Consider the following 19,994-nt stretch of genomic DNA (forward strand, 5'->3'; position numbering starts at 1 on the left):
CTTTTTTAAAGCAATAAGTGAGCACTCCATACGAAAGGGATCTAAGTCACGAGTGACGCGGGCCCTAAGGTGAACATATGCGAAGTTGTCGTCGGGTTTTGCCGAGGCGCTCGCCTTACAGGAAGTGCAACGCTCTGCCGTCATGGAGATATGCAGGCAGGCATCAGGAAATAACAAAAAAGGCGGTCAAGCCATGTTCAAACATTCGAAAGTACGTCAAGCCGGGCTCATTCTTTTCGCTACTACGTTGCTGTTGATTTTGCCGAACCTGACGAAGGTGATCGGCTGAGTCTTTATTAAAAAATCGGCGCACAGTTTCCATCGCCTCTTAAAAATGTGACTGGCTCGCTACCCGGGCCGGCGTGGGTGTGCCAACCTTTGCGGCACTTCCACGACATGGACGGCGATCTGTTGAAAACGCTCATTCTGCTCGGGGCCTTGCTGTTCGGCTCGCCCCTTTATGCCGCACAGCTGAACCTGGAGCTGGGCGCACACAGCCGCACCTGGCAGACCGAGGAATTGCTCAAGCATCCTCTGGTTCAGACCATCACCATTACCAACGACGTTTCCTACAAACGGGACATGAGCTATCGCGCCGTGCCCCTGTCGGCGTTGTTGAGCGGCATCAAGCCTGACGATCACCTGCAAGCTGTGGCACTGGATGGTTTTGCTGCCGAACTGGCTGCCGCGCCGTTGCTTAACAGCCAAGGTGCGCGAGCGTGGCTGGCGATTGAAGACCCGACAAAACCGTGGCCGGCGCTGTCGGCAGACAAGCCAAGTGCCGGGCCGTTTTATCTGGTATGGACGGATCCGCAGGCCGGAAATATCAGTCCCGAGCAATGGCCCTTTCAAGTGGCTGACATCAAACGCATGGCGCCCGTGGCCGAGCGCTTCCCTGCCCTGCTGCCGGATCCGGCGCTGAAGGCGGACGACCCGGTGAATGTGGGGTTTGCGCTGTTCCAGAAGAACTGTCTGGCGTGTCATCGATTGAACGGTGCCGGGGATGCGCAATTCGGGCCGGATCTGAACATTCCGTTTAACCCGACCGAGTATTTCGGGGCGGACTTTTTGAAGCGCTACATCCGCGATCCGCAGAGTTTGCGGCAGTGGCCGCAGGCGAAGATGCCGGGGTTTTCGGCGGCGGTTTTACCGGATGGGGATCTGGAGATGTTGGTGGGGTATTTGAAGCACATGGCCGGGCGCAAAACCAAGCCCTGACACTATTTCCATGTGGGAGCGAGCCTGCTCGCGATGACGGTGGCACATTCAACATGAATGTGACAGACAGACCGCTATCGCGAGCAGGCTCGCTCCCACAGGTTTTTGCGGCGAACAGACCTATTGCTGCTGGACTGAAATCACCGGCATCGGCGTCGGCGACACAAACACCTTCGCGTGCATCTGCTCGCACCCGCCGCCCCGACGCATCCCGCGTACCGGGCAGGCATCCAGGTAATCCAGGCCCACCGCCAGTTTCAAATGCCGCTCCGGTCGCGCCAGTTCATTGGTCACGTCAAAGCTGTACCACGCGTCATCCAGCCAGGCTTCCGCCCACGCGTGGCTGGCCAGATGCTCGCTGTTCTCGCTGTACAAATAGCCCGACACATAACGCGACGGAACGCCCAGGCTGCGGGCGCAGGCGAGAAACGCGTGGGTGTGGTCCTGACAGACACCCGAACGCCCGGCGAAGGCTTGCGCGGCGCTGGTGTCCACTTCGGTGGAGCCCGGCGTGTAGGTCATGTGCGAATTCAGGCCATGCATCAAGTCGATCAATGCCGCGCGGTCCCGGCGCTTTTTGCACGCCTTCTCGGCGAACTCACGCAAGGCTTCGTCGGCCTCGGTCAGGCGCGTAAAGCGCAGGAACGGCAACGCCGACTGGCTCTCGTGCTCGGCTTCACGCAGTTCGTCGATGTCGACCTGGCCACGGGCGCCGATGATGATCGCTTCATGCGGCTCGTCCATGGTCAGCACGTGCAGGATGTTGCCGAACGGATCGAGTTGCGCGCGCACCGGGCGCGGCAGGTCGAGCTGCCAACTGAGCACGTGCTGGCGCTCGCTGTCGTGAGGGGTCAGTCGCAGGTACTGGATGCTCGCCCGCACCTGATCTTCATAGTGATAGGTGGTCTCGTGGCTAATGGAAAGTCTCATGCAGCCTCCAGGTAGGAACTGTGTATGGCGTTACCCAACTGGCGCACCAGCGGGATGAACTCGGTCAGCCAGGCGTGCAGGCCTTCGTCGAGAATTTCGTTGATGCCGGTGTAGCGCAGGCGTGCGTCCATCTCGGCGGCCAGACGTTGCGCAGGACGACCATTGGCCCCCGGCAGTTGAGCGAGGATCTGGTCGATTTCTTCGGTGCATGCGCGCAGGGATCGCGGGACATCGGCGCGCAGCAACAGCAACTCGGCCACATGCCGGGCACCGGGCGCGTCGCGGTAGATTTCGGTGTAGGCCTCGAACGACGACAACGCCCGCAACAAGGCACTCCACTGGTAATAGGCGTGAGCCGTACCGTCGCTGACCGCTTCGGCCTGATCGCCCGCCATTTCGTAGCGAGCATCGAGCAGGCGCAAGGTGTTGTCCGCCCTTTCGATGAAAGTGCCCAGACGAATAAACCGGAACGCATCGTTACGCATGATCGTGCCGTAGGACGCGCCACGAAACAGGTGGGAACGTTCCTTGATCCACTCGCAGAAACGACTCATGCCGTAGCGACTCAAGCCCTGATCGGCGATGCCGCGAATTTCCAGCCAGGTGGCGTTGATGTTTTCCCACATGTCCGCGGTAATTCGCCCCCGCACGGCATGCGCGCTGGCCCGCGCCGAACCGAGGCAGCTGTAAATACTCGCCGGGTTGGCCGCGTCCAGGGCAAAAAAGTGCAGCAGCCGTTCGGCATGCAACTCGCCGTGGCGTTCGAGGTAATCGTCCAGGGTGCCGGTGATCAGCAGCGGCATGGCGAGTTCGTGCAGACCGTCACCGCGGCCATCCTGCGGCATCAGCGACAGCGAATAACTGATGTCGAGCATCCGTGCGAGGTTTTCCGCCCGCTCCAGGTAACGCGACATCCAATACAAATCCGAGGCAGTTCTACTTAACATGGCAGGCTTCCTTCAATCCTCGACCACCCAGGTGTCCTTGGTTCCGCCGCCCTGGGAGGAATTCACCACCAGGGAGCCTTCACGCAGGGCGACACGGGTCAAACCGCCGGGCACAACCCGGGTTTCGCGGCCAGACAATACAAACGGACGCAGGTCGATGTGGCGTGGGGCGATGCCGTTTTCGACAAAGGTCGGGCAGGTCGACAGGGACAACGTCGGTTGCGCGATGTACGCGTGGGGCTTGGCCTTGATTCGCTCGCGGAAGGATTCGATTTCCGCCGCCGTCGCCGCCGGCCCCACCAGCATTCCATAACCGCCGGAGCCCTGGGTTTCCTTGACCACCAGTTCTGGAAGATTGGCCAGCACGTGGGACAGTTCGGAGGGATTACGACACTGGAACGTCGGAACGTTCTTCAGGATCGGCTCTTCGTCGAGGTAGAAACGGATCATGTCGGTGACAAACGGATACACCGACTTATCGTCCGCCACCCCGGTGCCGATGGCATTCGCCAGCACCACATTGCCCGAGCGGTACGACGACAGCAGCCCCGGAACGCCAAGCATCGAGTCCGGATTGAACGCCAGCGGATCGAGGAATGCATCGTCGAGACGGCGGTAGATCACGTCGACGGCTTTCGGCCCGTCCGTGGTGCGCATGAACACCTTGTCGTCACGCACGAACAGGTCCGCGCCTTCCACCAGCTCCACGCCCATTTCCCGAGCGAGAAATGCATGCTCGAAAAACGCGCTGTTGAAGCGACCCGGCGTCAGTACCACCACGCTCGGGTTATCGAGGTGGCTGGAGCTTTTCAGGGTGTCTAGCAACAGGTTCGGATAATGATCGATCGGGGCGATGCGCTGGGCCGAGAACAACTCGGGGAACAGGCGCATCATCATCTTGCGGTCTTCGAGCATGTAGCTCACGCCGCTGGGTGTACGCAGGTTGTCTTCGAGCACGTAGTACGTGCCGTCGCCATCGCGCACCAGATCGACGCCGGAAATGTGGGAATAGATATCCCGGTGCAGATCCAGCCCCTGCATCGCCAACTGGTATTGCTCGTTGGCCAGCACTTGTTCGGCCGGGATGATGCCGGCCTTGATGATGCGCTGCTCGTGATAGAGGTCGGCGAGGAACATGTTCAGCGCCTTGACCCGCTGGATGCAGCCGCGTTCGACGATCCGCCATTCACTGGCGGGGATGCTGCGTGGAATGGTGTCGAAGGGAATCAGGCGCTCTGTCCCCTGCTCGTCCCCGTAGAGCGTGAAAGTAATCCCGGCACGATGAAACAGCAGATCGGCCTCGCGTCGCCGTTGTGCCAAAAGCTCGTCAGGCGTTTCGGCCAGCCAACGGGCAAACTCCCGATAATGCGGGCGGACCTGGCCGCCGGCATCGTACATCTCATCAAAATAGGTGCGGATCATGCCGTACTCCTTGTCACCCGGACATCCAGGCCTTCGCAAGGCCCGTGCCATCGGCAGAAACGCTTTGATATCAATCGGTTGGATATTCACATGATTAACACCGCACCAATCCTGTGCGGCAAATGCCCCAACCTGATCGCCCCCGCTTCATTGCGAAGCAATGCTGTCGCCTATCACCAGCATAGTCAGAGTTGATTTCACTGCCCGGAGGGGGATGCGGATAATTCGCGCATTCGCTGGAAATGCTCACCGAACTTCCCTTTTAGCCGCCTTGCTCAGGCGGCTTTTTTTTGTTTCGGGATTTGTGGGCGATGGTTTGGCGGTGATTGGGAGGACGCCATCGCCAGCAAGCTGGCTCCTACAGGGGGCTTGATCGTCACAAACGAAAACGGCCAACCCGAAGGTCAGCCGTTAGTGGATGTTGTCGCTGTTCATAGTGTTATGCGAGTAGCCCTCGTACCTCCTGCTTGACGCCCCATCCTTCGATGATGCCACCCAAAGGCTCGACCACCGCCTCGAAGTCCTGCTCAAAGTCGCCGATGCCGTCATAGGTGGCGTACATCACTTTGCTCAGTTCCAGGGACCAGGCGCCGTCGTCGCGCACGCTGATTTGTGCATTCATGGATTCACCGCAGTAATGCCCTGCCGCCCTGCGTGCCCGCTCCTCGTCCGGGAAAATGGCGTAGAACTCGATGGGATGGAAACGTGAAAAGTCGAAACCGCCTTCTTTCATGCGGCGCAGAACCGAGCTGCTGATGTCTTCTTGATAGGCTGTGCTCATGAAACGTCCTCCTGATACCGATGGATAGACTTTCCGTACTCCCGACGCCGGCAACCGAAGGGTGCGAGCGCTGCGGCAAGCAAATTGCCGATGGGAAACAAGCATGTAGCTGACAAGACCAGACCTTAGCGATCCATTCGCTGATCTCGCTTGCAGAGTAGCCCCAAGTCGGAGCCGCTGCCAAGGCCTGGTTATTTCACGAGTGTTCCAGAGGGGGTATCAGACGGGAGTAATGCCGAGGATCTGGATGCTGTTCTGGGCTTTAAGATTCTTGACGCTTGCATCAGCAGTTCGCCCTTCCAGATCGTTCAGATCCAGTTCGGCGACGACAGGAAGGAGACGTTCCTTGATCAGTTTGGCGGCGTGCTCGTTGTCCGGGCATTCGTCGCACTCAAAAACTTCGTTGGCTGTTTCACCGTGATCATCCACGAAAGTGATTTTCCACTTTTGCATCACTGCCTCCTCGAACAAACCCGTAAATGGGCTTACATCCATCTGGACTTTTACCCTGACCGATCGTTCAAACAGATTACGCCGTGCAAGCATGAAAAACACGGTCCCTGTAGGAGCGAAGCTTGCTCGCGAAGGCGGCATATCAGTCAATAAAAATGTCGACTGAAACACCGCTTTCGCGAGCAAGCTTCGCTCCTACAGGGGTTTTGCGTATTTCTTCAGTCGTTGCTTGGCTTGTTCACGGCCTGCAACACGTATTGCGGCAAGGCGAACGCGCCGATGTGGATTTCCGGATTGTAGTAGCGGGTGACGATACCGCTACCGGCAAAGCGCTGTTGCAGGGTTTCGCGGGACAATTTGCGATAAGCGGTGTTGGTCGCGCCCCAGGCAAAGGTCATCGAACCGCCGATGTAGGTCGGCACGGCGGCCTGGTAGAAGTGCCAGTCCGGGAACAGGCTGCGCAGGCGGCCGGCGGTGGTTTTGACTTCTTCGATCTGCATGAACGGCGTGCCGTTCTGGGTCACCAGGATGCCGCCTTCGTTGAGGCAACGACGGCAGGCCTGGTAGAAGTTTTCCGAGAACAGCACTTCGCCCGGACCGATCGGGTCGGTGGAGTCGGAAATGATCACGTCGAACTTTTCAGTGGTGGTGGCGACGAAACGCATGCCATCGTCGATCACCAGGTTCAGGCGCGGATCATCGAATGCACCCTTGGAGTGGTTCGGCAGGAACTCCTTGCACATGTCGACCACGGTGCCGTCGATCTCGACCATGGTGATGTGCTCGACGTTACGGTGTTTGGCCACTTCACGCAGCATGCCGCCGTCGCCACCACCGATGATCAGCACGCGCTTGGCGCTGCCATGCGCCAGGATCGGCACGTGGGTGAGCATCTCGTGGTAGATGAATTCGTCGGCTTCGGTGGTCTGGATCACGCCGTCCAGCGCCATGACGCGGCCCATGCGCGGGTTCTCGAAAATCACCAGGTGTTGGTGTTCGGTGCGCACTTCGTGCAGCAGTTTTTCCATGCGAAAACGCTGGCCGTAGCCTTCGTAGAGGGTTTCCAGGTAATCGCTGGTAGGAGTGTTGCTCATGGGAAGTGCTCCGATGAATGCGGTGGCAACGGACGGTTACCCGCCCATGATGGCCAATCGATCAGCTCGATTGCCCGGGAAAGGCGCGCATTCTACGTCGCGGAAGATGACAGGTCGAACCTTCTGACTCCACATACCTGTAGGAGCGAGGCTTGCCCGCGAAAGCGTCCGTGAGGTCGCCAAAAGCTTCGCGGGCAAGCCTCGCTCCTACAAGGAAGGTGGAAACCATCAAATACGCACATTGCCCCGTGGCCCGGCGATGGCCCAGATGATCAGGCCCAGGACCGGCAGCAGCAGGATCAGCAGGACCCAGATGATTTTCATCCCGGTGTCGGCGCCACTTTTCAGCACGTTGATGATTGCCCAGATGTCCAGGACAAGGATGATCAGGCCCACCAGGCCGTTGAACGTGGAACCCATGGTGTCGCTCCCTAAGCGTTGTGTGCCCTCTCAGGATAGTCGGCCCCAGGGGTTTCGTTTCATGCCATCAAACGTGGATGGCGACTTTCAGGGCTTCCAGGGAAGGCGCGGCAGCGATGCCGACCTCGGCGCACAGCTCGAGCACACGCGGTACGTCGTTGCCGTAGACCAGCACCACTTGCAGCTCGTCGTCGAGCAACTGGCTGAAATTCATCAGCGTATAACCGCCGTTTTCCTTGTTCATGCTGCCCATTTGCACCTGGATGCGATTGAGCGCGGTCAGCGCTTCGGTCTTGGCCAGTTGCTTGGGTTTGATGTTGAAATCCACGCCCGGACCAAACGAAGCGACGATCTGCGCGAACAGGTCCATATAGGTGTCAGCCTGGAATAGCACGGTTTCCGGCAGGCTGCCGACGACGACCCACTCGCCCAACGGAATCGGGAAGGTGTCGTCGTAGTTAATGTCCGGATTGGCTGTCAGAAAAGCCTCTGGATCGGCGTAGGCCTGGGCCGCTTCGTCGGCGACTTTGAGGATTTCGTCTTCGCTCATGCACCCGGAGCTGATTTTGCTGATGAGTTCGACGAGTGCGGCTTTCATGGGGGCGGAATCCTGTAGCGAGGGAATTTTGAAGGCGCGAAGGATAGCGCATTACGCCCCGCAGTTCCTGTGCGCGAGCGTGACCGGGAATGTTGACCCATATCAAGATCCGGCGCACGGGGCCGCGGCACAATGCTGGCACCTTGCCAATACTGTTTCCGCTATCAGAGAAGACCTCCATGGGTGCCTGGCTTAGCAACATCTCGCTGAAATATAAATTCTGGGCGGTCAATGCTGTCGCCTTCGTCACGACCCTGTTGTTGGTGCTGTATGCCGTACAGCTCGAACAACAGGCCCGCAGTCACGCATCCAAAGTGTCCGCCCAGGCACAGGCACGCCTGCTCGACGCCTGGCCGGCCGGGCAAGCGCTGCCCAAGGCCGACAACCTGCTGACGTTCAGTCGCGGGCACGCGCCGTTGCTCAACGATCAACCCGTGCTGGAACTGACGGACAGCAACGGCTGGGTCGAGATCAACTCGATGCCGCTGTTCGGCGAAAACCCGTTGATGGGCGCCGAAGTGTTCGCGCGTGCCGACGGCCAACACATCGCCGTGATTGCTTATGGCCCGAGCCTGAGCCAGGTGTTCGAAGAACGGTTCGCCAACTACGCCGTGGCGGTGTTTATCCTGATGCTGGCGATGCTCGGTGCGTCGCAATTGTTGATCCGCTTTCTGCTCAGCCAGCTCAATACGTTGAAAGACGTCATGCTCCACGTCGAAAAAACCGGCGACCTCTCGGCCCGTGTGCCACTGGCCTGCACGGACGAAGTCGGGCAGATGGCCGGTGCGTTCAACGCGATGCAGGCCGGTTACCAACGGGTGGTCAACACCGTCGCCAGCACCGCACGACAACTGGATGACGGTGCCGCCCGGCTGGCATCGAGCATGAACGAAGTGCGCCACGGCATGCTCGGCCAGCAAAGCGAGACCGATCAGGCCGCCACGGCGATCAACGAAATGACCGCCACCGTCTACCACATCGCCCAGCACGCCGGTGCCACCCGCGACCTTTCGAAAACCGCCGACACCCTGGCCGGCAGCGGCCAGGAAGTGGTCAGCCGCGTGCAGAAGTCGATTGCCGGGTTGTCCACTGGCGTCCAGCAGACGGCCGAGATGATTCAGCGTCTGGCCGAAGACAGCCAGAAGATCAACGGCGTGGTCAATGTGATCCACAGCATCGCCGAGCAAACCAATCTGCTGGCGCTGAATGCGGCGATTGAAGCAGCCCGGGCCGGGGAAATGGGTCGTGGTTTTGCCGTGGTTGCCGATGAAGTGCGCAACCTGGCCAAAAGCGTGCAGACCTCGACCGACGAGATCACCCTCATGGTTTCGGCGTTGCAGGCCGGTACGCGGGACGCGGTGGATTTCATGCAGGAAAGCTCGTTCAAGGCGGACGATTGCGTGCAACAGGCGCAAGAGGCTGGCGCCGCACTGGCCGAAATCACCAGCGCAGTGGCGCAGATGCGCGAAAGCAATACCCAGATCGCCGTGGCGGCGGAACAGCAGAGCCAGGTGGCGGAAGAGATGAATCGGGCGGTGGTGAGTATTCGCGATGTGACCGAGAACACCGTGAAGCAGACCGTGGACTCGGCGACGACCAGTAATGAGTTGGCGGCGCTGGCCGGGGAACTGAGTAAGGCTATAGGTCAGTTGAAACTTTGAGGCCCCCTTCGCGGGCAAGCCTCGCTCCTACAAGTCGTGCGCAGCCTTTGTAGGAGCGAGGCTTGCCCGCGAAGACGTCTGTGTGAGCAACATCAATTCCGAACATGAACACCTATCACTCCGATAGCCATCCTTGATTCGCCGCCCGCCCATGCCGCGCCTATTCTTCAATCATGTGTTCAACATGGATCGAGGATCAGCATCATGGGCAAACGTCACCCCAACCTTCCCGCCTGGCAATGGCGCGCGTACCCGGACAATCACCAGCACCCGGCCAATCTGGTGTTGCACCTGATTGCCGTGCCGCTGTTCATCGTGGCGTTTCTGCTGCTGGTTTGCGGGGTGTTCAGCCTGAGCTTTGCGAACTTCGCGATTGGCGTCATCGGCCTGCTCGCGGCATTGGGCCTGCAGCGCCACGGTCACAGCCTGGAGGCGCAAGCCTCCGAGCCGTTCAGTGATCGCAAAGACGCGGTGTCGCGCCTGCTGGTCGAGCAGTTCCTGACCTTTCCACGGTTTTTCCTCAGCGGCGGCTGGTGGCGCGCCTGGCGTGAGCGCCACCGTCGTCACTGATCAGGCGAAAACCGTCACCGTCTGCCGGCTCATGGCAATCAACTGATTTTCTGCGTTCCACAGCTGCGCCGCCGCGTGACCGTAGCCGTCAGCGGCATGTTCGATTTCAACGAGGTATTTGCACCAGTCCAGCGTGCTCAATTCCAGCACTGGCTGGACGAATTCGATGGTCCAGGTCAGCGTGCTGCCCATCGCCGGTTTCGTCAGGTGCGGCATCAAGGATGGGGGCCAGGCGTCCACCAGCGCCAGAATATGCGCCTCACTGACCGCCTCTTCCTTCACATCCCCGCGCAAGCGCACCCAACCGCCCATCTCGCGGGATTTATTGCCGGTGAACGGCAGGCCGCCAACACTCCAGCGCATCGCCAGATGGCGCATGAATTCCGGCAGTACGCCTTTGATGAATGGCAGCTCCTGGCAATCGTCCCAGTGCTTCATTTCGGGAGCCGGCGTGGCTGTTACCGCCACTTCGGACGGTCGCGAAGCGCCGAAGCTGCCCTGGATGAGTGTCACCACCTGGCCCTTCTGCATCGCCCGGCCCAGTACCTGGCTGACCGCCTTGCCTTCGCGCAGGACGTCGACCTCAAAACTGACCGGCACTTCAGGCTCGACCGGCCCGACAAAGGTGATCGCCAGCGAACGCACAGGACGATCCGCCGGCACCTTCGCGCGCATGGCTTCGTATTGCAAGGCGGCCACCAGGCCACCAAAACTGGCGCGACCCTGCGCCCATTCGGCCGGAATAGACAGCTCCAGCGGCTGGCTGCGGACGGCGTCGAGCAGATCGGAAAAGCGCATGGAAACCTCAAGGGCAGAAAAGGATGAAGGGATGTTAACCAGCCAGCTAAAACGGCACAGCGCTTATTCCGGCCAAAAGTACGGACAGATGGGCCGCGCATGGCTCGGCTCCACACCGAACCCATGTGGGAGCGAGCCTGCTCGCGATAGCGGTACAACATCCGACATTGATGCTGCTGATTTACCGCGATCGCGAGCAGGCTCGCTCCCACAAGGTTCTGTGTTGTCCAGCCAATTAGTGATCAAGTCATCCATGGTGGTTTCAGGATTTGAAACAGGTGGCACTGAGTTTGTCGAGCACACGGTCCGCACGGCCTTCGGCCTGGGCCATGGTAGTTTTCCAGACCGCCACGCAAGGCTGCAAATCGGCTTCCTGTTCGGCCCGGGCCAGCCATTGCCAGCAGTCGTGCCAATCGCCCAACGCGGCCTGGGCCGACTTCAGTCTGGGCAGCGCCGGTTTCGGCAAGCGATCCAGCTCGGGATACGCCTCGATGCCATAGCGCACGCGCTTGATCAACAAGCGCAGACGATGGCGATCATGGGCGGGATCGTGCAGCGCCTGGTCGAGTTTCTTCCATTGTTTGGCCAGGCGTTTCTCGATCCGTTGACGCAAGCCCTTGAGCAAACCCTGACGCTGCGAGGCGCGTATAAAGCGCGGAAAGGCGTCAAGGATCATCAGCAACTGCAACAGCTCAGGACTCGCCGCAACCGCCGGGTAAGCCTCGGCCATCTGCGCCATGCGCCGTTGCGCCGCCTCGGGTTGATCGTGCTCGAGCAAATACGCCGCCAGCACTTCGCGATCGCGCAACGGCGTGGTCAACTGCCCCACGGCCGACGCCGCCGCTTCCAGTTGCTCGACACCGGGCAAACCACGCAATGGTCGCAGCAGGCTGCGCAAACGGCGAACCGTGGTGCGCAGATCGTGCAACGCTTCCGGGTCGGTGCGGGCATTCAATCGGGCCTGACAGGCCAGTAAACGGACTTCCAGGCCCAGAACTTGAGCCACCAACCGATTAATCATGTGATCGACTCCAATTGTAGGAGCCGGCTTGCTGGCGATGGCAGCCGTGATGACGCCTTCACCAGCAAGCCGGCTCCTACAGATTAGCGCCTTGTTTAACGGCCAGCGCGTGACTCACGAATATAAAAGCGCGCCTTCTCGGCTTTCCTGGCGCAGCCTTCGAACGCTTCGAATTGCTGCTGGGTCTTGGCGCCGGTCAGCAACGACAGGGCCTTGGAGTAGCTGACGGTGCCGGCAAAACCTTCGGCCTTGGCCAGGTCCAGCTCACGCCACGCCGCATCGAGCCCGTTGCCGCAGCTGTCACGGTAAGCGGTTTTGCCGGCACAACCGGCGAGTGCCAGCGCAATCAAGGGCACACAGATCCAGGCTTTCATCACTCACACCTCAACAATAGGAAAAACAGTCTTGCAGGTAAGACGGTCCGGCGCGTGAAAAGTGCCTTGCTCCCGCCGCCGAAACTATAGCGCTCGGGAGAATAACCATCTGCCGCCATGGAGTGTCGAAAAAACGACGCCTTCACCCTGCCAAGCGACCTTGACGATTGAAGCGCGCCCCTCGATGGGTGCATTGTTGAACCTTGTCAGACGAGGGCGATTCATGAAAAAGCGCGTCGCACTGGTGCTGGGCTCAGGTGGGGCCCGAGGATACGCCCATATCGGGGTCATTGAAGAGATCGAACGGCGTGGCTACGACATCTCCTGCATTGCCGGCTGCTCGATGGGTGCGGTGGTCGGCGGGATTTATGCCGCCGGCAAACTGGACGAATACCGTAACTGGATCGAAAGCCTGGATTACCTCGACGTGTTGCGCCTGGTGGACGTCAGTTTTCGGCTGGGGGCGATTCGCGGCGAGAAGGTCTTCGGGCAGATCCGCAAGATCGTCGGCGAAATCAATATCGAAGACTTGCGCATCCCCTACACGGCGGTGGCCACCGACCTGACCAACCAACAGGAAATCTGGTTTCAGGAAGGTTGTCTGCACCAGGCGATGCGCGCCTCGGCGGCCATCCCGAGCCTGTTCACCCCGGTGATGCAAGGCAATCGCATGCTGGTGGACGGCGGCATTCTCAACCCGTTGCCGATCGTGCCCGTGGTGTCGAGCCATTGCGACCTGATCATTGCGGTCAACCTCAACTCCACCAACCAGCGTCACTATCAATTGCCGGTGATCCAGCGCCCTGCCGCGTTCAGGACCCGGTTCGACAGCCTGATCAACTCGCTGGGTTCGAAAATGCCGTTCCGCCGCAAACAGGCAGAACAATTGCTGTTGCTGGAAAAGGAAGCGTTGATGGCCGAGGCGGCCGAGATCAATCCCTGGGTCGAGTCCGCCGAACCCGAAGCCCAGCAACCGGCAGCCGCCCCTGAACGCGACGGTGCGCCGAAGTCGGCCACCGGTTCATTCATCATCGACAACGTGGGACCGGCGTCCTTGCTGGATTTGATCAACCAGAGTTTCGAGGTGATGCAGACGTCGTTGGCGCAGTACAAGATCGCCGGCTATCCGCCGGATATTCTGATCAACGTGCCGAAGCGGGTGTGCCGGTTCTTCGAGTTTTACAAGGCACCGGAGTTGATCGCGCTGGGGCGCGAGATTGCGCGGGATACGTTGGATCGGTATGAGAATGAGCGGGATTCCTGAGGGTCTCGGGTGAATGTGAGGGCCTCATCGCGAGCAGGCTCGCTCCCACATTTGATTTTCAGTGGACGCAAAATCTGTGGTTCACCTCAATCTACTGTGGGAGCGAGCCTGCTCGCGATGGGGCCTGAAAATCCAGCGCAAAAATCAGAGGCCACCCTCACTCAACAACCGATACCCAACCCCCGCCTCGGTCACGATAAACCGTGGCTGCGTCGGATCATCCGCCAGCTTCTGCCGCAAATGCCCCACCACAATCCGCAGATAGTGACTGTCTTCGGTATGGGTCGGCCCCCAGATATCCTTGAGCAATTGCTGCTGAGTGATGACCCGTCCCGGATGCCGCGCCAGTTGCGCCAGCACCGCGTATTCCTTGCGGGTCAACGCCACTTCGACGCCTTCGAGCAGCACCCGGCGATACGCCAGATCCACGGTCAACGGGCCGAACGTCAACGCCGCTTGTTGCGCCTCGCCCACCGGCGCCTGACGCAACAGGGCACGTACCCGAGCCAGAAATTCCTGGATGCCGAACGGCTTGGTCACGTAGTCATTGGCGCCGCCATCCAGCGCTTCGACCTTCTGCCCTTCACCGGCGCGCACCGACAACACCAGCACCGGCACCGTCGACCATTCACGAAACTCGCGCAGCACTTGCTGGCCGTCCATGTCCGGCAGGCCGAGGTCGAGCACCAGCAAATCGGGTTTGTTCAATGCGGCTTGCGCCAGGCCTTCGGTGCCGGTGCCGGCCTCCAGCACTTTGTAGCCTTGGGAGGCGAGGCTGATGCGCAGGAACTTGCGGATCTGCGGTTCGTCGTCGATGACCAAAATGGTCGCGGTCTGGCTCATGGTTTCCGGTCGCGGCATGGAGATGTCCAAAGGGTATCAGGCTTCACTTTCAGTACTCACTGTCCGCTCTCGATTTCAAAGGAAGGCTGTTCCTGCAAGGGCAAGTGAAGGGTGATGCAGGTGCCGCGCCCGTCGATGCCGTCACCGACGCTGATGCGCCCGCCGTGCGCGCCGACCATGCCCTGACAGATCGCCAGCCCCAGCCCGGTCCCCTGCCCGCCACGATCACCGCGTGCGGCGGTGTAGAACATGTCGAAAATCTTCGCCCGCTCCTCCTCCGGAATGCCCGGGCCTTCATCGCTGACCGAAAAGAACAGCTCGTTTTCATCCACGCCAGCGCGCAATTGCAAACGCCCATGCACCGGTGAAAACCGTGCGGCGTTTTCCAGCACGTTGACCAGCGCCTGCTCGATCAGCGCGGCGTGAACGAACAGCAGCGGCAGTTGCGCGGGCACATCAGTGCTGACCTGCAACGGCGCCAGCACCGCACGCAGGCGATTGAGCGAACTGCCAACGATGTCGGCCGGTGACACCCAGTCCCGCGCGAGCTTCAGCGCGCCGTGACCGAGGCGGGTCATGTCCAGCAGGTTTTGAATGTAGCGATCGAGGCGCTCGGCTTCATCACGCGTGCCTTCAAGCAGTTCGCGACGATCCTCCAGCGGGATGGCTTCGCCGAGCGCCAACAGGCTGTCGATGCTGCCGCGCATGGAGGTCAACGGTGTGCGCAGATCGTGGGATACCGAGGCCAGCAAGGCACTGCGCAGTTGCTCGGTTTCGCCGTGCAGCCGCGCCGCTTCCAGGTCTTCGGCCAGTTGTGCGCGTGCCAGCGCCTGGGCCAGCGGCTGACTGAGCGCGGTCAACAAACGTCGACGCTGACCGCTCAAGGTCTGCCCTTCTTTGGCACAGACGCCGAGCAACGCCAGCGGCCCGTCTTCCACCGAAAGCGGCCACCACCACCAACGCCCGAACGGCAACGTGCCGGTGCCCGCGCCCGCCGGTTGATCGTGTTGCCAGGCCCAATCGGCGGCGGCGCGTTCGGCTTCGGTGAATTCCAGGGGGCCACCGGTTTCGACTTTCCAACCCGCCTGACCGTCGCGATTGAGCAGGCACAGCTGCACGTCTTTCCAGCCGTTGAGGTGCTGCGCGGCGGCGCTGACCACGGCCTGGCGGTCGGTGGCGGCGGTGAGTTTGCGCGACAGGTCGAGCAGTTCGGTGGTCTCTTCCTGCGTATCGCGCAACGCCTGCAATTGCCGACGCTGGCGCGCCGCGAGGTTGCCGGTGAGCGCAGCCATCAGCAGGAAAAACAGCAGCGTCAGTACGTCTTCTTCGCGCTGGATGCTGAAGGAAAAATTCGGCGGAATGAACAGAAAGTCATAGGTCAGAAACGACAGCGCCGCACAGGCCAGCGCCGGGCCGAGGCTGCTGCGCACCGCCACCAGCAACACGGCAGCGAGGAACACCAGCGAGATGTTCGGCAGCGGCAAGACACTCGCCACGGCCCAGGCCAGTGCGCTGGCGAGCACGGTTGCAACCAGCGCCAGCGCATAGTCGAACCACACCAGCGACTGCGCCGAACGCTGGCGCGGCTGATGCTGTTCGTGATCGCTGTCGAGGACGTTGATTTCCAGTCCGCGTGCATCGCGCAGCAAGCGTGAGGCCAGACCACCGCCGAACAGGCGCCGACGCAAACGCTGCCGGGACTGACCGACCAACACCAGGCTGGCGCGGCGTTCGGCGGCGTGCTGGATCAGGGTTTTCGCAACTTCGCCGGCACGCAACAACACCACTTCGCCACCGAGACGTTCGGCCAGTTGCTGGGCACTTTGCAGACGCAGGCGCGATTGCTCGTCGCGCACGCTGCCGTTATCCACGTGCACCAGGCTCCACGGCAAATGCCGACGCTGGGCGACACGACTGGCGTGACGCACCAGGCGTTCGGCCTGAGCATCGCCATCGACACCGACCAGCAGCCGACCGCGTACCGCAGGTGCCGCCTGGCCGAGCTGGCGATACCCTTGCGCCAGATCGTTATCGACCTGGGCCGCCGCCGTCTGCATCGCCAATTCGCGCAGGGCGGTGAGGTTGGTCTGGGTGAAAAACGCATCGATGGCCGCCCGCGCCTGCTCCGGCACGTAGACCTTGCCGTCGCGCAGTCGTTCGAGCAGCTCGCGTGGCGGCAAGTCGATCAGCAGCAGTTCATAGGCTTCTTGCAGCACCCAGTCCGGCAAGGTTTCGCGGACCTGCACGCCGGTGATGCCGCGCACCTGGTCGTTGAGGCTTTCCAGGTGCTGGACGTTGACCGTGGTGAACACGTCAATGCCGGCGGCGAGCAATTCCTGAATGTCTTGCCAGCGCTTGGCGTGTCGACTGCCGGGCGCGTTGCTGTGGGCCAGTTCGTCGACCAGCACCAGTTTCGGTTTGGCTGCGAGCAGGCCGTCGAGGTCCATTTCTTCGAGCATCACGCCACGGTATTCCGAGCGCACCAGCGGTTGCTGCGGCAAGCCGCCGAGCAGCGCTTCGGTTTCGGCACGGCCGTGGGTTTCGACCACGCCGGCGATGACTTTTACGCCCTGGCGCAGTTGAGTGTGGGCCGCTTGCAGCATGGCGTAGGTCTTGCCGACACCGGGCGCGGCACCGAGGAAAACCTTGAGCCGGCCACGGCCATCGCGGGGCAGGTCTGCTAACAGCGCGTCGGCGCGGCCGGAGTCACTCATGTTTGAAGCTCTCTTTTTTCAGGTGTTGATGTGGTGATTGTTCTATCGCCATCGCTAGCAGGCTAGCTCCCACAGGGGGTATGCATTCCATGTGGGAGCTAGCCTGCTAGCGATTGGCGGCGCCACCGATTTACAACTTTTCCAACGCCATGTTCAGCGCCAACACATTCACCACCGGCGGCCCCACCAACGGCTGTTCGATGTGCGCGGCCAGCAGATTCTGAAGCGTAGACACCGGCAGATTCCGCGTCGCCGCAACACGCGCCAGTTGATAGGCAATCGCCGCTGGTGGCAAGTGCGGATCAAGCCCGCTGCCAGAAGTGGTCAGCAGCGCCAACGGCACCGGCCCCTGGCCTGGCACCAGCAGTTTATTGGCATCGTCGATCACCCGAGTGGCCAGCGCGGGATTGCTTGGCGACAGGTTGCTGGCGCTGCTCGATACCGTGGCGAAAGCACCGGCCGACGGGCGCGGATGGAACCATGCGTCACCGGTGAAATCCTGGGCAATCAGCGAAGAGCCGCGGACTTTGCCGTCGGCGTCGCGCACGAGGCTGCCATTGGCCTGGTCAGGGAACGCGACCTGCGCGACGCCTGTGACCACCAACGGGTAAGCGACGCCGGTGATCAGGGTCATCAGGACCAGCAGGCTCAGGGCCGGACGTATCATTGTGGACATTTCAAGATCCTCGAATTCGGTAAACAGATTCGGTGTTCATATAGATGAACCGTGGTGCATTCTTCGCGAGCAAGCTTCGCTCCTACAGGCCGGTGGTGAACACCTGTAGGAGCCGGCTTGCCGGCGATCGAGCGCGAAGCGCTCGCCAAGGGTCAAACCAGATGCAACGCCGTCAACAGCATGTCGATCGCCTTGATGCCCACGAACGGCACCAGAATCCCGCCCAGCCCGTAGATCAACAGGTTGCGGCGCAACAACGCCGCCGCACTCGCCGCCTGCACACGTACGCCACGCAAGGCCAGTGGAATCAGCACCACAATGATCAAGGCGTTGAACACGATTGCCGACAGAATCGCGCTCTGCGGACTGCTCAGTTGCATGACGTTGAGCACACCCAGTTGCGGGTAGATCGAGGCAAACAGCGCCGGCAGAATCGCGAAGTATTTGGCGACGTCGTTGGCGATCGAAAACGTCGTCAGCGCACCGCGAGTCACCAGCAATTCCTTGCCGATCTGCACCACGTCCAGCAACTTGGTCGGATCGCTGTCGAGGTCGACCATGTTGGCCGCTTCGCGCGCCGCTTGCGTGCCGTCGTTCATCGCCATGCCGACGTCGGCCTGGGCCAGGGCCGGGGCGTCGTTGGCGCCGTCGCCGCACATGGCGACCAGACGACCGTCGTTCTGCTCATGACGAATGCGCGCCAGTTTTTTCTCCGGCGTAGCTTCAGCCAGCACGTCGTCCACACCGGCTTCGGCCGCAATCGCCGCGGCGGTCAGCGGGTTGTCACCGGTCACCATGACGGTGCGAATCCCTAGCTTGCGCAGCTCGGCGAAACGCTCGCGGATGCCTGGCTTGACCACGTCTTTGAGGTGGATCGCGCCGAGCAATTTACCGTCGGCGCACACCAGCAACGGCGTGCCGCCGCTCTGGGCGATCTTGTCGATTTCCCGGGACAGTGCCGGGGCGAGATCGGTGCGTTTCAGGCCGACGAACGCCAGCAACGAATCCACCGCACCCTTGCGATACACACGGCCCTGATAGTCGACACCGGACAAGCGAGTCTCGGCGCTGAACGGCACCGCCGTCAGCACTTCGGTGGCAGGCTCGGGTTGTGGATGAATGCCGCGCAGGTACTCGACGATGGACTTGCCTTCCGCGGTGTCATCGGCCAGCGAAGCGAACAGCGCACCCTCGGCCAGCTCCTTGGCGCTCACACCCGGTGCGGCATACACCGCGGTGCAACGACGGTTACCGAAGGTGATGGTGCCGGTCTTGTCCAGCAGCAACACGTGCACGTCCCCCGCCGCTTCCACGGCGCGCCCGGATTTGGCGATCACGTTCAGGCGCACCAGACGATCCATGCCGGCGATGCCGATGGCCGAGAGCAAACCGCCGATGGTGGTCGGAATCAGCGTGACCAATAACGCCACCAGGAACACCAGCGGCAGGCTGCCGTTGGCGAAGTGGGCGAACGGCTGCAGGGTCACGACCACCAGCAGGAAGATCAGCGTCAGGCCGATCAGCAGGATGTCGAGCGCCACTTCGTTCGGGGTTTTCTGGCGTTTGGCGCCTTCGACCAAAGCGATCATGCGGTCCAGTGTCGACTCGCCAGGGTTGGCGGTGATGCGCACCAGCAGCCAGTCGGAGACCAGTCGGGTGTTGCCGGTGACGGCCGAACGGTCGCCGCCGGATTCACGGATCACCGGCGCGGATTCACCGGTAATCGCTGCTTCGTTGACTGCCGCGATGCCTTCGATGACTTCGCCGTCACCGGGGATCATTTCACCGGCTTCGACGCGCACCACATCGCCCTTGCGCAGGCTGGTGGCCGGCACTACTTGAAAGGCGCCGTTGCCGGTTTTGCGGCGTGCGCTCAAGCCTTCGCTGCCAGCCTTGAGGCTGTCGGCGCGAGCCTTGCCGCGACCTTCAGCCAAGGCTTCGGCGAAGTTGGCGAACAGCACGGTGAACCACAGCCACAAGGCGATTTGCGCAGCGACGAAGGTCGGCACGGCGCTGTCGGGAATGAAGCACAGCACGGTGGTCAGGACGGCGGTCAGTTCGACCACCAGCATCACCGGCGCACGCTGCAATTGCCGTGGGTCGAGCTTGACGAAGGCTTGCACCAACGCCGGACGCCACAGGGCCGAGATTGCGGTTTTCGGTTGTTCCGGCGCCTTGACGGTGGCGGCTTTACTTACGGGCATATTCAT

19 protein-coding genes are annotated in these 19,994 nt (G+C 61.1%); 4 read left to right on the forward strand and 15 right to left on the reverse strand.

Features of this window, described 5'->3' with window-relative positions; genetic code table 11:
- Positions 1-396 precede the first annotated feature (396 nt).
- The gene (locus IB246_RS17165; protein WP_008042191.1) at positions 397-1,218 is read left to right on the forward strand and encodes a c-type cytochrome; all 822 of its coding nucleotides are present in this window, start codon (positions 397-399) and stop codon (positions 1,216-1,218) included.
- Between the two features lie 120 nt (positions 1,219-1,338).
- Here IB246_RS17165 and IB246_RS17170 read toward each other — a convergent pair whose 3' ends face one another.
- The 8 genes from IB246_RS17170 to IB246_RS17205 all read right to left on the reverse strand — a co-directional run bounded on the left by IB246_RS17170 (position 1,339) and on the right by IB246_RS17205 (position 7,863).
- Positions 1,339-2,148, reverse strand: a complete 810-nt coding sequence (locus IB246_RS17170) for a transglutaminase family protein (protein WP_008042190.1) — start codon at positions 2,146-2,148, stop codon at positions 1,339-1,341.
- A complete protein-coding gene (locus tag IB246_RS17175) occupies positions 2,145-3,095 on the reverse strand; it encodes an alpha-E domain-containing protein (RefSeq protein WP_008042189.1) in 951 nt (316 codons plus the stop codon). The genes IB246_RS17170 and IB246_RS17175 overlap by 4 nt, the downstream gene beginning before the upstream one ends.
- A 12-nt stretch (positions 3,096-3,107) precedes the next feature.
- Positions 3,108-4,517, reverse strand: a complete 1,410-nt coding sequence (locus tag IB246_RS17180; RefSeq protein ID WP_008027316.1) for a circularly permuted type 2 ATP-grasp protein — start codon at positions 4,515-4,517, stop codon at positions 3,108-3,110.
- Between the two features lie 439 nt (positions 4,518-4,956).
- A complete protein-coding gene (locus tag IB246_RS17185) occupies positions 4,957-5,298 on the reverse strand; it encodes a ribonuclease E inhibitor RraB (RefSeq protein ID WP_008027314.1) in 342 nt (113 codons plus the stop codon).
- A 219-nt stretch (positions 5,299-5,517) separates the two neighbouring features.
- Positions 5,518-5,751 (reverse strand): hypothetical protein, encoded by a 234-nt coding sequence (locus tag IB246_RS17190; RefSeq protein WP_008042188.1) that lies wholly within the window; start codon positions 5,749-5,751, stop codon positions 5,518-5,520.
- Positions 5,752-5,969: 218 nt separating this feature from the next.
- Positions 5,970-6,845 carry a polyamine aminopropyltransferase gene (gene speE / locus IB246_RS17195; protein WP_008027310.1) on the reverse strand — a complete coding sequence of 292 codons (876 nt, stop codon included), beginning with the start codon at positions 6,843-6,845 and terminating at the stop codon, positions 5,970-5,972.
- Positions 6,846-7,073: 228 nt separating this feature from the next.
- Positions 7,074-7,265, reverse strand: coding sequence for a PLDc N-terminal domain-containing protein (locus IB246_RS17200; protein ID WP_008042187.1), 192 nt, complete (start codon positions 7,263-7,265; stop codon positions 7,074-7,076).
- A gap of 67 nt (positions 7,266-7,332) precedes the next feature.
- Complete coding sequence (locus IB246_RS17205; RefSeq protein ID WP_008042186.1) at positions 7,333-7,863, reverse strand: hypothetical protein; 531 nt, start codon at positions 7,861-7,863, stop codon at positions 7,333-7,335.
- A gap of 179 nt (positions 7,864-8,042) precedes the next feature.
- On the opposite strand from IB246_RS17205, the gene IB246_RS17210 reads away from it, so the two are divergent.
- Together IB246_RS17210 and IB246_RS17215 are read left to right on the forward strand one after the other, a co-directional pair.
- Complete coding sequence (locus IB246_RS17210; RefSeq protein ID WP_008042185.1) at positions 8,043-9,524, forward strand: methyl-accepting chemotaxis protein; 1,482 nt, start codon at positions 8,043-8,045, stop codon at positions 9,522-9,524.
- A 204-nt stretch (positions 9,525-9,728) separates the two neighbouring features.
- On the forward strand, positions 9,729-10,094 hold the full coding sequence (locus IB246_RS17215) for an Mpo1-like protein (RefSeq protein ID WP_008027303.1): 366 nt from the start codon (positions 9,729-9,731) through the stop codon (positions 10,092-10,094).
- Here the strand turns inward: IB246_RS17215 and IB246_RS17220 are convergent, their stop codons facing one another.
- From IB246_RS17220 to IB246_RS17230, 3 genes are all read right to left on the reverse strand, one after another.
- Positions 10,095-10,892: an acyl-CoA thioesterase gene (locus IB246_RS17220; protein ID WP_008027301.1), complete on the reverse strand. Its 798-nt coding sequence runs from the start codon at positions 10,890-10,892 to the stop codon at positions 10,095-10,097. It lies immediately after the preceding gene.
- Between the two features lie 262 nt (positions 10,893-11,154).
- Complete coding sequence (locus IB246_RS17225; protein ID WP_008042184.1) at positions 11,155-11,913, reverse strand: CHAD domain-containing protein; 759 nt, start codon at positions 11,911-11,913, stop codon at positions 11,155-11,157.
- 95 nt (positions 11,914-12,008) lie between these two features.
- A complete protein-coding gene (locus IB246_RS17230) occupies positions 12,009-12,287 on the reverse strand; it encodes a hypothetical protein (RefSeq protein WP_008027298.1) in 279 nt (92 codons plus the stop codon).
- Between the two features lie 223 nt (positions 12,288-12,510).
- Between IB246_RS17230 and IB246_RS17235 the strand changes: the two genes are divergently transcribed.
- Positions 12,511-13,551: a patatin-like phospholipase family protein gene (locus IB246_RS17235; RefSeq protein ID WP_008042183.1), complete on the forward strand. Its 1,041-nt coding sequence runs from the start codon at positions 12,511-12,513 to the stop codon at positions 13,549-13,551.
- A gap of 144 nt (positions 13,552-13,695) precedes the next feature.
- Here IB246_RS17235 and IB246_RS17240 read toward each other — a convergent pair whose 3' ends face one another.
- From IB246_RS17240 to kdpB, 4 genes are all read right to left on the reverse strand, one after another.
- Positions 13,696-14,394, reverse strand: a complete 699-nt coding sequence (locus tag IB246_RS17240; RefSeq protein ID WP_032828669.1) for a response regulator — start codon at positions 14,392-14,394, stop codon at positions 13,696-13,698.
- Positions 14,395-14,450: 56 nt separating this feature from the next.
- Positions 14,451-17,108 carry a sensor histidine kinase gene (locus IB246_RS17245; RefSeq protein WP_008042182.1) on the reverse strand — a complete coding sequence of 886 codons (2,658 nt, stop codon included), beginning with the start codon at positions 17,106-17,108 and terminating at the stop codon, positions 14,451-14,453.
- Positions 17,109-17,238: 130 nt separating this feature from the next.
- Positions 17,239-17,784 (reverse strand): potassium-transporting ATPase subunit KdpC, encoded by a 546-nt coding sequence (kdpC, locus tag IB246_RS17250; protein WP_008027289.1) that lies wholly within the window; start codon positions 17,782-17,784, stop codon positions 17,239-17,241.
- 152 nt (positions 17,785-17,936) lie between these two features.
- Positions 17,937-19,994 carry a potassium-transporting ATPase subunit KdpB gene (gene kdpB, locus IB246_RS17255; protein WP_032832696.1) on the reverse strand — a complete coding sequence of 686 codons (2,058 nt, stop codon included), beginning with the start codon at positions 19,992-19,994 and terminating at the stop codon, positions 17,937-17,939.

Source organism: Pseudomonas sp. PDM01 (assembly GCF_014852325.1).
GTDB lineage: Bacteria > Pseudomonadota > Gammaproteobacteria > Pseudomonadales > Pseudomonadaceae > Aquipseudomonas > Aquipseudomonas migulae.

Coding starts and splice junctions, on each gene's coding strand:
- IB246_RS17230 (WP_008027298.1), bottom strand. CDS start 12,287: ATGAAAGCCTGGATCTGTGTGCCCTTGATTGCGCTGGCACTCGCCGGT.
- IB246_RS17210 (WP_008042185.1), top strand. CDS start 8,043: ATGGGTGCCTGGCTTAGCAACATCTCGCTGAAATATAAATTCTGGGCG.
- IB246_RS17190 (WP_008042188.1), bottom strand. CDS start 5,751: ATGCAAAAGTGGAAAATCACTTTCGTGGATGATCACGGTGAAACAGCC.
- IB246_RS17240 (WP_032828669.1), bottom strand. CDS start 14,394: ATGAGCCAGACCGCGACCATTTTGGTCATCGACGACGAACCGCAGATC.
- IB246_RS17220 (WP_008027301.1), bottom strand. CDS start 10,892: ATGCGCTTTTCCGATCTGCTCGACGCCGTCCGCAGCCAGCCGCTGGAG.
- IB246_RS17200 (WP_008042187.1), bottom strand. CDS start 7,265: ATGGGTTCCACGTTCAACGGCCTGGTGGGCCTGATCATCCTTGTCCTG.
- speE (WP_008027310.1), bottom strand. CDS start 6,845: ATGAGCAACACTCCTACCAGCGATTACCTGGAAACCCTCTACGAAGGC.
- IB246_RS17165 (WP_008042191.1), top strand. CDS start 397: ATGGACGGCGATCTGTTGAAAACGCTCATTCTGCTCGGGGCCTTGCTG.
- IB246_RS17175 (WP_008042189.1), bottom strand. CDS start 3,095: ATGTTAAGTAGAACTGCCTCGGATTTGTATTGGATGTCGCGTTACCTG.
- IB246_RS17245 (WP_008042182.1), bottom strand. CDS start 17,108: ATGAGTGACTCCGGCCGCGCCGACGCGCTGTTAGCAGACCTGCCCCGC.
- kdpB (WP_032832696.1), bottom strand. CDS start 19,994: ATGAATATGCCCGTAAGTAAAGCCGCCACCGTCAAGGCGCCGGAACAA.
- IB246_RS17205 (WP_008042186.1), bottom strand. CDS start 7,863: ATGAAAGCCGCACTCGTCGAACTCATCAGCAAAATCAGCTCCGGGTGC.
- IB246_RS17170 (WP_008042190.1), bottom strand. CDS start 2,148: ATGAGACTTTCCATTAGCCACGAGACCACCTATCACTATGAAGATCAG.
- IB246_RS17180 (WP_008027316.1), bottom strand. CDS start 4,517: ATGATCCGCACCTATTTTGATGAGATGTACGATGCCGGCGGCCAGGTC.
- IB246_RS17235 (WP_008042183.1), top strand. CDS start 12,511: ATGAAAAAGCGCGTCGCACTGGTGCTGGGCTCAGGTGGGGCCCGAGGA.
- IB246_RS17215 (WP_008027303.1), top strand. CDS start 9,729: ATGGGCAAACGTCACCCCAACCTTCCCGCCTGGCAATGGCGCGCGTAC.
- IB246_RS17185 (WP_008027314.1), bottom strand. CDS start 5,298: ATGAGCACAGCCTATCAAGAAGACATCAGCAGCTCGGTTCTGCGCCGC.
- kdpC (WP_008027289.1), bottom strand. CDS start 17,784: ATGTCCACAATGATACGTCCGGCCCTGAGCCTGCTGGTCCTGATGACC.
- IB246_RS17225 (WP_008042184.1), bottom strand. CDS start 11,913: ATGATTAATCGGTTGGTGGCTCAAGTTCTGGGCCTGGAAGTCCGTTTA.